10 protein-coding genes are annotated in these 14355 nt (G+C 61.5%); 2 read left to right on the forward strand and 8 right to left on the reverse strand.

The window, feature by feature from the left end:
- Window positions 1–14: 14 nt before the first annotated feature.
- From NPS46_RS07555 to leuC, 7 genes are all read right to left on the reverse strand, one after another.
- Window positions 15–2699, reverse strand: coding sequence for a FimV/HubP family polar landmark protein (locus tag NPS46_RS07555; protein ID WP_274105805.1), 2685 nt, complete (start codon window positions 2697–2699; stop codon window positions 15–17).
- A gap of 200 nt (window positions 2700–2899) precedes the next feature.
- The gene (locus tag NPS46_RS07560) at window positions 2900–3910 is read right to left on the reverse strand and encodes an aspartate-semialdehyde dehydrogenase (protein ID WP_274105806.1); all 1011 of its coding nucleotides are present in this window, start codon (window positions 3908–3910) and stop codon (window positions 2900–2902) included.
- Between the two features lie 151 nt (window positions 3911–4061).
- A complete protein-coding gene (gene asd / locus NPS46_RS07565; protein ID WP_274105807.1) occupies window positions 4062–5174 on the reverse strand; it encodes an aspartate-semialdehyde dehydrogenase in 1113 nt (370 codons plus the stop codon).
- A 54-nt stretch (window positions 5175–5228) separates the two neighbouring features.
- On the reverse strand, window positions 5229–6311 hold the full coding sequence (gene leuB, locus NPS46_RS07570; RefSeq protein ID WP_274105808.1) for a 3-isopropylmalate dehydrogenase: 1083 nt from the start codon (window positions 6309–6311) through the stop codon (window positions 5229–5231).
- A 54-nt stretch (window positions 6312–6365) separates the two neighbouring features.
- Complete coding sequence (locus NPS46_RS07575) at window positions 6366–7130, reverse strand: class I SAM-dependent methyltransferase (protein ID WP_274105809.1); 765 nt, start codon at window positions 7128–7130, stop codon at window positions 6366–6368.
- 93 nt (window positions 7131–7223) lie between these two features.
- The gene (gene leuD / locus NPS46_RS07580) at window positions 7224–7868 is read right to left on the reverse strand and encodes a 3-isopropylmalate dehydratase small subunit (RefSeq protein ID WP_274105810.1); all 645 of its coding nucleotides are present in this window, start codon (window positions 7866–7868) and stop codon (window positions 7224–7226) included.
- Between the two features lie 10 nt (window positions 7869–7878).
- Window positions 7879–9297 carry a 3-isopropylmalate dehydratase large subunit gene (leuC, locus tag NPS46_RS07585; protein WP_274105811.1) on the reverse strand — a complete coding sequence of 473 codons (1419 nt, stop codon included), beginning with the start codon at window positions 9295–9297 and terminating at the stop codon, window positions 7879–7881.
- Between the two features lie 155 nt (window positions 9298–9452).
- Between leuC and NPS46_RS07590 the strand changes: the two genes are divergently transcribed.
- Together NPS46_RS07590 and NPS46_RS07595 are read left to right on the forward strand one after the other, a co-directional pair.
- On the forward strand, window positions 9453–10343 hold the full coding sequence (locus NPS46_RS07590) for a LysR family transcriptional regulator (RefSeq protein ID WP_274105812.1): 891 nt from the start codon (window positions 9453–9455) through the stop codon (window positions 10341–10343).
- 75 nt (window positions 10344–10418) lie between these two features.
- Window positions 10419–13697 carry a PAS domain S-box protein gene (locus tag NPS46_RS07595; RefSeq protein WP_274105813.1) on the forward strand — a complete coding sequence of 1093 codons (3279 nt, stop codon included), beginning with the start codon at window positions 10419–10421 and terminating at the stop codon, window positions 13695–13697.
- Between the two features lie 125 nt (window positions 13698–13822).
- On the opposite strand, the gene NPS46_RS07600 is transcribed toward NPS46_RS07595, so the two are convergent.
- Window positions 13823–14272: an Hsp20 family protein gene (locus NPS46_RS07600; RefSeq protein WP_274105814.1), complete on the reverse strand. Its 450-nt coding sequence runs from the start codon at window positions 14270–14272 to the stop codon at window positions 13823–13825.
- Window positions 14273–14355: the final 83 nt, after the last annotated feature.

Below are 14355 nucleotides of genomic sequence, written 5' to 3' on the forward strand. Positions count from 1 at the left end.
TAAGCACTACTGGCTCAGATCAGACGCAGAAGCATCTCTTGAGCTTCTTTCTGCTGGCCAGGATTGCCCTCCTTGAGCACCTCGTCGAGGATATCCCGAGCGCCGTCGGCATCGCCCATATCCAGAAACGCCTGCGCCAGATCAAGCTTGGTCGCCGCCTCGTCGGTACCCGACAGGAAGTCGAACTCGGTCTCGTCATCGCCCAACGCATCGTCGGCACCAAAACTCGGCGTGGTGATCGGCGCCTGCTCCAGGGTCTTGGACAGACGCTCCAGCTCGGCGTTGACATCATCCAGCTCGGCGGTAAAGGCATTGGGTGCCTCGGGCTCGTCCGCCAACGACAGATCGAAATCCGCCGGCAGGGTCAGGTCATCCAGCGAAGCCGGATCAGCCGCAGACGGCTCGGTGGCAGGAAGATCCTTCAACTCGTCTTCAAGGCCGAGCAGGAAGTCTTTTTCGGCCGAGCTGGACAAGGCATCGTCACTGCCCAGGTCGAGATCAAGGTCGAAATCCGACAAGTCTTCCAGGGTTTTCGCCGCTTCGGTCTGCTGTTGCAGCACGGATTCGAAGTCCAGGTCATCGTCCAGCGGAAATTCATCGAGCGGCACTTCGGCAGGAAGCACTTCGGCCGAGGCCCCTGCCGCAGGCGGGTCGAGATCATCCAGACTCAGGTCGAACTCGGCATCCAGGCCGTCGATGTCCGCGATAGGCAGATCATCTTCAAGAGCGGCGAACGCGTCATCGGCCACGACCGGCTCTGGCGCTTCAACGACAGGGGCAGCTTGTGGCTCAGGCTCAAGCTCTTCGTCCAGCAGCAGTTCCTTGACGTACTGCGCATCGAGCTCGGCCGCTGCCGCGGCAGCGCCTAGACCCGCAGCCGCGGCCACAACGACCATGGCCGGGAAACGGCTCTTCAGCTCTTCAACCTGGGCATGATTGTCGCCCGTAGCGATCAGTTGGCGCTCCTGACCGACAAAAGCATCACGATCACCCTGGCGACCATAAACTTCCATCAACTTGAGGCGCAAATCGCTGCGCGCCGGCTCCAGCTTGATCGCTTCTTCCAACACCTCGGCAGCCTGGTTCAAATGGCCACGCTGGATATGGGACTCGGCCTGCTCCAACGCATCGGAAGATCGCTCGACCGGCGCAGCTACGACTGGTGCTGGCAGCGGAGCAGGAGCAGGCGCCGGCACAGGTGTTGCCTGCACTGGAGCTGGAGCTGGAGCTGGAGCTGGAGCTGGATTCAGCTTGACGCTGGCCGCTGGCACTTCAAGGCCTTCGAAGCTGCTTTGCGGCAGGTCCAGGTCAGCGGAAAAATCGGTCTCTTCCGCCAGCGCCCGGGCCATGCGCACATGTTTCTCGGCTTCGAGCTGCGCCTTGCGACGACGGGCCAACAGGAGCAGCAGAAGCAATAGCACCAGCACGCTGGAGCCGCCGATCAACCACAGCAGCAATGGGCTGCCCAGCAAATCGTCGAGCTTCTTCGCGCTGGTCGCATCCGCCTCATCCTGAGCGGCAGCGGCCTCGGGCGCCGCACTTTCAGGCGCAACTACCGGCGCGGGAGCAGGCTGGGCAACCAGCTCGGCCGGCATTGCTGTATTCGCTGCCGGCGCTGCGCCCTCGCCCGCAGCCTGCAACTTGGCCAATTGGTCATTCTTGAGTTCGATCAGCCGCTGCAGTTTGTCCAACTGGCTTTGCAGATCGGCCATGCGGCTTTTCAACTCGGCATTGTCGCGCCGCGCTGCATCCAGGCTTTCCTGGGTCACGGCCAGCTTATTGCCGATATTCTTGCTATCGCCCGCAGCGCCCTTGCCACGGGCCTTGCCGGACTCGGCGGAAACCAGGCTGAGGCTGTCCTTGCCTGCCGCCTTGGCCGGAGCCAGTTTATTGCCGGCACGGCCGGTGGCATCCACCTGCTGACGCCCCTGCGCCCCGGTGCGGCGCCCCTGGCGCCACGCGGCGTTTTGCGCCGCCACTTCGGCGATCGCCGCCGTTTGTGTCAGGCTGGCACTTTGCACGGGGTCGGGCAGGCGCAATACCTGGCCGGCTTTCAAGCGGTTGATATTGCCATCGATAAACGCGCCCGGATTCAACGCCTGGATCGCCAGCATGGTCTGCTGGACCGAAGCGCCATTACGGTTGCGTGCGGCAATTTCCCAAAGGGTATCGCGCGCAGCGGTTTTGTATTCGGCGGGCTGGCTGGTCGCAGGCGAGGCAGAGGACGATGCATTAGATGCCGATGCATTGCCTGGCGTTGTCGCCGGAGCCACAGCGGCTGGTGGGGCGGTCGGCGCATACTTGGCCGGATCGAGCAACACGCTGTAGTCGCGCATCAGGCGGCCGTTAGGCCACTGCACCTGGACCAGCAGCCGCAGATAACCTTCGGGCAACGGCTTTTGGGACGTCACGCGGACCAGGCTGCGACCACCCGGATTGAGGACCGGGGTGAAGGTCAGGTCATCGAGAAACTGTTCGCGATTGACCCCCGCATCACTGAAGGCCTTGGGCGATGCCAGGCTCGGCACCACATCGGAGACATTGAGCCCGCCAACATCGAGCAATTCGATTTCCGCCAGGAGCGGCTGGTTCGTAGCCGACTTGAGGGTCAGTTCCCCCAACTCGAGTGCCTGCGCCATACCGGAGGACAGCGCCGAGGCGGCCGCTATTGCTAACACCAGTTTGCGAACTTGAACCATAGCCTCATCCTTTGTATGTACATTCCTCGGCCAGCGAGAAAAACGTTGCGCTGCCTGAAGGCACTGCGCCCGGCCCGACTAGGCTCAAGCGCGCTTATTTCGTCAAGGTCGTGCAAGCGCCTGGTGTCAGCTCACTTCCAACAACCGCCTGAGCATAGCGCCAGGCTAGAATCATTCTGCAAATTGGTGCCAAGTATCTTTTACAGATGGTCTTTTATCAACAACTCAGCCACCTGTATCGCGTTTAGCGCGGCGCCTTTGCGGACGTTGTCGTAGGTCAGCCACAGATTGAGTTCCGTCGGGTCATCAATCCCCCCACGCACCCGGCCAACATAGACCACATCCTGACCGACTGCATCGCCGACCGCGGTCGGATAATCCCCCTCCTCGACCAGTTCGATGCCCGCAGCCGCTTCCAGCGCCACGTTGACTGCCGCCAGGTCCACAGCACTACCTGCCTGCAACGACACACTGACGCTATCGCCAAAAAACACTGGAGCTTGAACGCAAGTGACGGAAATCTTCAACGAAGGTGTAACCAAAAGCTCACGCAACTCGCCCACCAGGCGCTTCTCCAGCGACCCATGGCCTTGGGCATCGGGCTTGCCGACCTGGGCCAGCAGGTTGAATGCCATTTGCCGGTCGAAAAAGCGCGGCTCCAACGGGCGCACATTCAGCAGCTCAGCGGTTTGCCGGGCCAGCTCGCTCACCCCTTCGCGACCCAGGGCGGAAACGGCCAGGCAAGCCGTCAGCGTCACACGCTGCACCTCCAGTAATGTCCCCAGGGGCGCCAAGACCACGGCCAGGGCGGTGGCCAACGGGCTCGGACTGCTGACCTGCACCGGCCTGGACAGGCCAGCCAGCACCTGGACATTGGCTTCGGGCACCACCTGCGGCGCCTGGGTCGACGGCAAGGCGCCGGACAGATCGATAACCGCGCAACCCGCCGCGCTCGCCCGCGGCGCAAAGCTCAGGGTAACCGCCGGACCGGCGGCGAAAAATGCCAGTTGAACCTTGCTGAAATCAAACTCGTCGACCTCACGCACCCGCACGTTCTTGCCACGAAACGGTACGGAATGCCCCGCCGACTCACTGCTGGCCAGAAGATGCAGGGCACCGACCGGGAAGTCGCGCTCCTCGAGGATCTGCACCAGGGTTTCACCCACCGTGCCGGTGGCGCCGATCACGGCAATGTCGAAGGTCTGGCTCATGGGATCTACCTCAGGCGGAACGGGGGGAGCGGCACTTTACCCGTGAGCGGCCAAGCAGGCAATTTATAGCCACTTGCCACAGGGGTTAGGCGCGCCCAAACAAAAGGCCCGCCACTCTTGCGAGTCGCGGGCCCGGGTGACAGGCGTCAGATCAACGTTCCAGCAAGATCCGCAGCATGCGACGCAGCGGCTCGGCCGCGCCCCACAGCAGTTGGTCGCCCACGGTGAAGGCACCGAGGAACTGCGAACCCATGTTGAGCTTGCGCAGACGACCGACCGGGACATTCAGGGTGCCCGTGACCTTGGTCGGACTCAGTTCCTGCATGCTGATCTCACGCTGGTTCGGCACCAGCTTGACCCAGGGGTTGTGCTGGCTGATCAGCCCTTCGATATCGGCGATCGGTACATCTTTGTTCAACTTGATGGTCAGCGCCTGGCTGTGGCAACGCATGGCACCGATGCGCACGCAGATACCGTCGACCGGGATCGGGTTCTTGAAGCGCCCCAGGATCTTGTTGGTCTCGGCCTGGGCCTTCCACTCTTCACGGCTCTGACCGTTAGGCAGCTCCTTGTCGATCCACGGAATCAGGCTGCCGGCCAGCGGCACACCAAAGTTCTCGGTGGGGTAGGCATCGCTACGCATGGCTTCAGCCACACGACGGTCGATATCCAGGATGGCACTGGCCGGATCGGCCAGTTGATCGGCGACAGCGGCATGGGTCGCGCCCATCTGCTTGATCAGCTCACGCATGTTCTGCGCGCCGGCACCGGACGCCGCCTGGTAGGTCATGGCGCTCATCCACTCCACCAGACCGGCTTCGAACAGGCCACCCAGGCCCATCAGCATCAAGCTGACGGTGCAGTTGCCGCCCACGTAGTTCTTGGTCCCGGCATCGAGCTGTTGGTCGATGACCTTGCGATTGACCGGGTCAAGAATGATGACCGCATCATCCTGCATCCGCAGGCTGGAGGCGGCATCAATCCAGTAGCCCTGCCAGCCGGCTTCGCGCAGCTTGGGGAAAACCTCGCTGGTGTAGTCGCCACCCTGGCAGGTCAGAATCACGTCGAGGGTCTTGAGCTCGTCAATGCTGTAGGCATCCTTGAGCGGGGCAATGTCCTTGCCCACGGAAGGGCCTTGGCCACCGACATTGGAAGTGGTGAAAAACACCGGCTCAATGAGATCGAAATCCTGCTCTTCCAGCATCCGCTGCATGAGCACGGAACCGACCATACCGCGCCAACCGATCAGACCTACACGTTTCATCGCAACTACACCTATACAAAAGTGGGCCACCGTCTGAGCGGTGGGCCCGAAAGATTACAGATTCCGCAGCGCGGCGACTACTGCATCGCCCATTTCCTGCGTCCCCACTTTGGCACAACCGGCGGACCAGATATCGCCGGTACGCAAGCCCTGGTCCAGAACCAGGCTGACCGCCTGCTCGATCGCATCGGCCGCAGCATTCAGGTTGAAGCTGTAACGCAGCATCATCGAGACCGACAAAATGGTTGCCAGCGGGTTGGCGATGCCCTGGCCGGCAATGTCCGGCGCCGAACCGTGGCAAGGCTCGTACATGCCCTTGTTGTTGGCATCCAGGGACGCGGACGGCAGCATGCCGATGGAACCGGTGAGCATCGACGCCTCGTCGGAGAGGATGTCGCCAAACATGTTGTCAGTCACGATCACGTCGAACTGCTTCGGCGCACGTACCAACTGCATGGCGGCATTGTCGACATACATGTGGCTGAGTTCGACATCCGGGTAGTCCTTGGCCACCTGCTCGACCACTTCACGCCACAACTGGCTGGAGGCCAGGACGTTGGCCTTGTCTACCGAGCACAGCTTCTTGCCACGAACCCGCGCCATGTCGAAACCGACACGGGCGATGCGGCGGATCTCGCTTTCGCTGTACGGCAGGGTGTCATAAGACTGGCGCTCGCCATTTTCCAGCTCGCGAGTGCCACGCGGAGCACCAAAGTAGATGCCGCCGGTCAGTTCGCGAACAATCAGGATATCCAGGCCCGAGACGATTTCCGGTTTGAGGCTCGAGGCGTCGGCCAGTTGCGGGTACAGAATCGCCGGACGCAGGTTGCCGAACAGGCCCAGTTGCGCACGGATCTTCAGCAGGCCGCGTTCCGGGCGGATATCACGCTCGATGGTGTCCCATTTAGGACCGCCCACGGCGCCGAGCAGTACCGCATCGGCGGCACGGGCACGGGCCAGGGTTTCATCAGCCAATGGCACGCCGTGCTTGTCGATGGCCGCGCCACCAATCACGTCGTGTTCCATTTCGAAGCCCAGGTCGTACTTTTCGTTGGCCAGGGCCAGCACCTTGACCGCCTCGGTCATGATTTCCGGACCGATACCGTCGCCCGGGAGAACCAGAATCTTCTTGCTCATGCGTTCCTCATATCATCTGTCGGCACGCCCGCCGGGGGCGCGCACGGAAAATTATTAGCGTTCGGCCCACAACACCAGGACATCGGTACTGAAAGAGCCTTCGGCATCGATCTCGAAATACTCGCGCACTTCAGCGCCCATGGCCTGCTGCAACGCGCGGATCGCCACCCGCATCGCCTCGGGGGTGCGCATGCGTTCGACCCAGGAGCGGAACTCCAGGCGTAAACGCTGGCGGCTGCTGCTACGAGTGAACAAACCGGCTTCGCTGACCTGGCGCAACCACTCGCCCGCTGAATAATCGCGGACATGACTGGTGTCGCGCAGCACTTCGACACTCTGCAAATAGGTGTCGAACAATGGGCTACCAGGCGACATTACGTCGATAAAGGCGGCCACCCCGCCCGGCTTCAATACCCGGCGCACTTCGCGCAGGGCCAGGCCGAGATCGCTCCAGTGGTGCGCCGAATAACGACTGAAGACAAAGTCGAATTCGCCATCGGCAAACGGCAGGCTTTCCGCCGCGCCTTTTACCGTGACGATATTGCCTAGACCACGATCCACCGCGGCACCGGCAACGACATCGAGCATTTGCTGCGACAGGTCATAGGCCACCACCTCGGCCACCAGGGGCGCCACATGAAAACTCACATGCCCGGCACCGCAGCCCAGGTCCAGCACACGGGCCGCGGACTGCCCGGCCAACTCGGCCTGCAGCAGTGCGAACTCAGTGCCCTGGGCATGCACGGCACTGCTCAGGTAGGCGGCAGCCTGTTCACCGAACTGCTTCTGGACAACGGCACTGTGGGCATTGCGGGTCATGGTGAGCTTCCTTTAATGGCGAAGGCGTCCAGAGGGACTGTATTCGCTAACCGACACGCTCCCAGGAGCGTGCCGGCTGGCAATCAAACAACATCAGGCATCCCGAAACAACCAGGGCTGGCTGGCACGGTGCTTGGCCTCGAAGGCGGCGATGGCATCGCCGTCCTGCAGGGTCAGGCCGATATCGTCCAGACCGTTGAGCAGGCAGTGTTTGCGAAACGCATCGATCTCGAAACTCAACACCTTGCCATCCGGACGCGTGACCGTCTGCGCGGCCAGGTCGATCTGCAATTGATAGCCAGGGTTGGCCTCGACCTGCTGGAACAACTCATCGACTTCGGCATCACTGAGGATGATCGGCAGCAAGCCGTTCTTGAAACTGTTGTTGAAGAAAATATCGGCGTAGCTCGGCGCGATGATGCTGCGAAAACCGTACTCCTCCAGCGCCCAAGGCGCGTGCTCACGGCTCGAGCCACACCCGAAGTTTTCCCGGGCGAGCAAGACACTGGCGCCCTGGTAGCGCTCGGCATTGAGCACGAAGTCCTTGTTCAACGGCCGCTTGGAGTTGTCCTGATACGGCTGGCCCACGTCGAGGTAGCGCCACTCGTCGAACAGGTTCGGGCCAAAGCCGGTGCGCTTGATCGACTTGAGAAATTGCTTGGGAATGATCTGGTCGGTATCGACGTTGGCACGATCCAGTGGCGCGACAAGACCAGTGTGCTGGGTAAAAGCTTTCATGCTGCGCTCCTTAGATCAATTCACGGACGTCGACGAAACGACCGGTCACCGCGGCAGCGGCGGCCATGGCCGGGCTGACCAGGTGGGTACGCCCACCGGCGCCCTGGCGACCTTCGAAGTTGCGATTGGAGGTCGACGCGCAATGCTCGCCGGACTCCAAACGGTCCGGGTTCATCGCCAGGCACATCGAGCAACCTGGTTCACGCCACTCGAAACCGGCTTCGAGGAAAATCTTGTCCAGGCCTTCGGACTCGGCCTGGGCCTTGACCAGGCCAGAGCCCGGCACCACGATCGCCTGCTTGACGGTCGAGGCCACCTTGCGGCCCTTGGCAATCACGGCCGCGGCACGCAGGTCTTCGATACGCGAGTTGGTGCACGAACCAATAAACACCCGGTCCAGCTGGATATCAGTAATCGCCTGGTTCGCACTCAAGCCCATGTACTTCAAGGCCCGCACAATGGAGTCACGCTTGACCAGGTCCATTTCCCGGGCAGGATCCGGCACGTTCTGATCGACGGCCAAGACCATTTCCGGCGAAGTGCCCCAGCTGACCTGTGGCTTGATCTGAGCGGCATCGAGTTCGACCACGGTGTCAAACTGGGCATCGGCATCGGAGACCAGGTCCTTCCAGGCCTCGACCGCCAGATCCCATTCGGCGCCCTTGGGCGAGAACGGCCGGCCCTTGACGTACTCGACGGTTTTCTCGTCGGCGGCCACCAGGCCGACCCGCGCACCGGCTTCGATGGACATGTTGCAGATGGTCATGCGGCCTTCGACCGACAACGCGCGGATCGCGCTACCGGCGAACTCGATGGCGTGGCCGTTGCCACCGGCGGTACCGATCTTGCCAATCACGGCCAGGACGATGTCCTTGGCGGTCACGCCAAACGGCAATACGCCTTCGACGGACACCCGCATATTCTTCATTTTCTTGGCGACCAGGCACTGGGTCGCGAGCACATGCTCGACCTCGGAAGTACCGATACCGTGGGCCAACGCACCAAAGGCGCCGTGGGTCGAGGTATGGGAGTCACCGCAGACCACCGTCATGCCCGGCAAGGTGGCCCCCTGCTCCGGGCCGATCACGTGGACGATGCCCTGGCGCACGTCATTCATCTTGAACTCGGTGATGCCGTACTCGTCGCAGTTGTCGTCGAGGGTCTGTACCTGCAAGCGCGACACCTGGTCGGCAATGGCTTCGATACCGCCCTTGCGCTCCGGCGTGGTCGGCACGTTATGGTCCGGGGTGGCGATATTGGCATCGATGCGCCAAGGCTTGCGCCCGGCCAGTCGCAAGCCCTCAAAGGCCTGGGGCGAGGTCACTTCGTGGATAATGTGACGATCGATATAGATCAGCGCCGAGCCATCGTCGCGCTGCTTGACCAAATGCGAATCCCAGAGCTTGTCGTAGAGCGTTTTGCCGGCCATCAGACGGTTCCTCATCAGCTTGTTTCTATGCCGTGGCTTATTGAGGCATGTTCTCAATAACCCTGTGGCTTGTGAGGTCGATGCTATGGGGTTAGAGTCAATAACTCAAATTCATATTTTTTATACTTTGGATAACCAACAGGAATCCGAAAGACATGGACCTGGCCAATCTCAACGCCTTTATCGCCATTGCCGAAACCGGCAGTTTTTCCGGCGCCGGGGAGCGCCTGCACCTGACCCAGCCGGCGATCAGCAAGCAGATCGCCGGGCTCGAACAACAGCTCAAGGTGCGCCTGTTCGATCGCCTGGGCCGCGAAGTCGGCCTGACCGAAGCCGGCCGCGCGCTGCTGCCACGCGCCTACCAGATCCTCAATGTGCTGGATGACACCCGCCGGGCGCTGACCAACCTGACTGGCGAAGTCAGTGGGCGCCTGACTCTGGCCACCAGCCATCATATCGGCCTGCATCGCCTGCCCCCCCTGCTGCGCGCCTTTACCCGGCGTTATCCGCAGGTGGCGCTGGATATCCAGTTTCTCGACTCGGAGGTTGCCTACGAGGAAATCCTCCACGGACGTGCAGAACTGGCCGTCATTACCCTGGCGCCAGAGCCTCACGCCCTGGTACGCGCCGTGGCGGTCTGGGACGACCCGCTGGACTTTGTGGTCGCCCCCGAACACGCCCTGGCGACACAGGGTCCGGTCAACCTCAGCGATATTGCCCACCATCCAGCGGTTTTTCCGGGCGGCAACACCTTTACCCACCATATTGTTCAGCGCCTGTTCGAAGCCCAGCACCTGACGCCGAACATCGCCATGAGCACTAACTATCTGGAAACCATCAAGATGATGGTGTCCATCGGCCTGGCCTGGAGCGTGTTGCCGCGCACCATGCTCGACGAGCAGGTAGCGAGACTTCCTTTGCCGGGCATACAGCTGACTCGCCAGCTAGGCTATATCCTGCACACCGAGCGGACGCTGTCGAATGCCGCCAGAGCGTTCATGGCCCTGCTCGATGGACAGATCGATAGCAGCCTCTCTTCGCTATAAAGAACCAAGGCAGATATAGCCAAAAAGCTTTACGTGCGGTAAACGTTCCATCCAGCCCATCCAGGACTGTTGCCCATGCCCAAGCCCGCTGACCGCCACCCCCCGCTGCCGCGCATTCACGCCCTCGATCCGGGCGAGTCGGAAAAAAGCTGGGAAAGCGCCCCGCAACTCCTCGCGGCACTCAATGGCGCTCGCCTGGGCGCCTGGAGCTGGGATATAGAGAGCGGCCAGGTCAGTTGGTCCCGCGGCACCCAAGCGCTGTTCGGTTTCGATCCGCGCCACCCCCTGCCCCAGAACCTGGACTACCTCGACCTTCTAGCCCCGGAAGATCGTCAGCGCACCCTGCGCGCCTTTCACGCAGTACTCAATGGCGAGCCGCTGGAACAAGCCATGCATCACCGCATTCTCTGGCCGGACGGCAGCCTGCACTGGCTGGAAATCAACGGCAGCCTGGTCCCGGATAAAAGCGGCAAGCCGCGCATGATCGGTGTTATTCGCGAAACGACCCACCAGCGCTTGCGCGAACACGCATTGAGCAGCTCGGAAAAGCGCTTCGCCACCCTCTTCCATCTGAGCCCGAACATGGTCCTGCTCACGCGCCAGGAAGATGGACTGATCAGCGAGGCCAACCAGTATTTCGAAAGCCTGTTCGGCTGGCCGCTACAGGACGTGATGGGCCGCACGACCGTCGAGATCGGCCTGTGGGTCGACCCCGAGGAACGCCAGAAACTGATCCGCGCGACCCAGCGCCGGGGCGAACCGATCAGCCAGGAGGTGCGGTTCCGTGCCAGTGACGGGCGGATCCTGGATGGGATTCTCAGCGCCCAGCGGGTCGAACTGGAGGGCCAGGCCTACCTGTTGAGCACCTTTCTTGACACCAGCGAGCGCAAAAATGCCGAACAGGCCCTCAAGGACAGCCAGGAGCGCCTCGACCTGGCGCTGGATTCGGCCCAACTGGGCACCTGGGACTGGCACATTCCCAGCGGCATGCTCTACGGCTCGGCCCGGGCGGCGCAATTGCATGGCCTGGAGCCCCAGGCGTTTCACGAGCCCTTCGATGCCTTCTTCGAAGGTGTTCCCGACGAGGAACGCGACAGCATGCGCCAGGCTTATCGCAGCTTGCGCGAAGGCCCGGCGGGCAACTACCAGATGACCTACCGGGTGCAGCTGGAAAGCGGCGCCTCACGCTATCTGGAAAGCCGCGCCCGCCTGTATCGTGATGCCGATGGCCACCCCTTGCGCATGGCCGGAACCCTGCTCGACATCACCGAGCAGGTCGAACGCGAACAGCGCCTCACCGCCTCCGAAGAAAAATTCGCCAGCCTGTTCCAGGCCAGCCCGGACCCGATCTGCGTGACCTTGCAGAAAAACGGGCAGTTTATCGAGATCAACCCCAGCTTCAGCCAGACCTTTGGTTGGCTGGCCGACGAGATCCGTGATCGACGTGCCGACGAGATCGGCTTCTGGGGCGACACGGCCAACCGCCTGCTGCGTATCCAGGAAGTCATCCGCAATCAGGCATTGAACAACGTCGCGGTGATTGTCCACCACAAGAACGGCCAAGCACTGACCTGTGTGATTTCCAGCCGGCAGATCGTCGTCGAGAACCAGCCGTGCATCGTCACCACGCTGCGCGACATCACCCAGCAACAGCGCGCCGAAGCCGCTCTGAAGGCCAGCGAGGAAAAATTCGCCAAGGCCTTTCACTCCAGCCCCGACGCCATCACCATCAGCGAGCGCGATTCGGGACGCTATCTGGAGGTCAACGACGGCTTTTGCCGACTGACCGGCTATCACGCCGCCGAGGTGGTCGGACGCACCGTCTACGAGCTGGGCGTGTGGGCCGACGAGTCCCAGCGCACCGCCCTGCTGGGCGAGTTGCGCGAGCGTGGCCGAGTCACGCACCGGGAGATGATCGGGCGCAACAAGCGCGGCGACACCCTGACCGTGGAAGTCTCGGTCGAGCCCATCACCCTCAATGAAACCGCATGCCTGCTACTGACCGCCCGGGATGTCAGCCTGCTGAAAAATGCCCAGGCCCAGATTCGCCACCTGGCCTACCACGACCCATTGACCAACCTGCCCAACCGCGCGCTGCTGATGGACCGCCTCAGCCAGCAGATCTCCCTGCTCAAGCGTCACAACCTGCGCGGTGCCCTGCTGTTTCTGGACCTTGATCACTTCAAGCACATCAATGACTCGCTCGGCCATCCGGTGGGCGACACCGTCCTGAAGATCATCACGGCACGCCTGGAGGCCAGCGTACGCATCGAAGACACCGTGGCGCGCCTGGGCGGTGACGAATTCGTAGTGCTGCTCAGCGGTCTCGAAGGCTCGCGCGCCGAAGTCACCCAACAGGTCCGCGAGTTGGCCGATACCCTGCGCGAACTGCTGGCCGAGCCGATGTTTCTTGATGGCCAGCGCCTGCAAGTCACCCCGAGCATCGGCGTGGCCCTGATTCCCGACCATGGCAGCACCCCGGCCGACCTGCTCAAGCGCGCCGATATCGCCCTGTACCGGGCCAAGGATTCGGGGCGCAATGTCACCCAGATGTTTCACAGCACCATGCAAAAGGCGGCCAGCAAGCGTCTGCGCATGGAAAACGACCTGCGCCAGGCGCTGGCCAGAGGCGAATTTGCCCTGCACTTCCAGCCACAAATCGATGCACGGGACAACCGTATCGTCGGCGCCGAAGCGCTGGTGCGCTGGACGCACCCGGAGCTGGGCGTGCAATCGCCGGCGGAATTTATCAAGGTATTGGAAGACAGCGGCCTGATTATCGAGGTGGGCACCTGGATTCTCGACGAAGCCTGCCGCACCTTTGGCGAGCTGCTGCAGGAAGGCCTGATCGACGCCAAACTGTTCAGCCTGTGCGTCAACATCAGCCCGCGCCAGTTCCGCCAGAGCGACTTTGTCGAACGGGTCGAGCGCAGCCTGCACACTTACTGCGTCCCCAGCACCTTGCTAAAACTGGAAATCACCGAAGGGATCGTGATCCAGAACCTGGAAGACACCATCAGCAAAATGCGTCGCCTGAAGAAACTCGGGGTCGGTTTTGCCATGGATGACTTCGGCACCGGCTATTCCTCGCTGACCTACCTCAAGCGCTTGCCAGTAGATGCGTTGAAGATCGACCAGTCTTTTGTCCGCGATGCAACCTTCGATCCGAACGATGCGGAGATCATCCGGGCGATTGTCGCCATGGCACGCAGCCTGGGGCTGGCGGTGATCGCCGAAGGCGTCGAACTGCCCGAACAACTGGAGTTTCTCGAAGGGTTGGGTTGCCATCTTTACCAGGGCTATTTGTACAGCCGGCCAGTACCGATTGCCGAGTTCAAGAAGCTGCTGGAGTAAGGGGCTCGGCTGCCCTGGACGGTAAAAAAAATCCCCCGCATCTCTCGATAAGGGGGATTTTTGGCTTTGGCAGGCCGCGTTTCCACACAGCCTGCCAAGATCACTCTCCTTGCAGAACTTAACGATCAGTTCTGCAAAGCGGCCTGTTGTACCCCATTGATCGGGATACGTTTGGCCTTGGCCTCTTCAGGCACAACCCGTAGCAGGTCGATGTTCAACAGACCATTGCGCAGGCCGGCCGACTTGACCTCGATATGGTCAGCCAGGCGGAACGACAGCTTGAATGCCCGTTGGGCAATGCCCTGGTGCAGATAGGTGACGCTCTCGGGAGAGGCTTCACGTTTGCCACCGCTAATGGTCAATACACCGTTCTCGACTTGCAACTCCAGGTCTTCCTCGCGCAAGCCTGCGGCTGCAACCACGATGCGATATTGATCATCAGCATGCTTTTCAACGTTGTAGGGCGGATAGCTGCTGCCTGGCTCATTACGCATTGCAGTTTCGAACAAGTCATTAAAGCGATCGAAACCCACGGAAGAACGAAACAGTGGCGCCATGGAAAATGCATTGGTCATGATCAGTCTCCTGATAGTCAGCGAGTGTTTGTCTCCGCGACCCGAGTTCGGCATCGCGTACTCCCTAGATAGGGACCGACAAA

Origin of the sequence: Pseudomonas putida (genome assembly GCF_028682395.1) — a bacterium.
GTDB classification, from domain to species: domain Bacteria; phylum Pseudomonadota; class Gammaproteobacteria; order Pseudomonadales; family Pseudomonadaceae; genus Aquipseudomonas; species Aquipseudomonas putida_AB.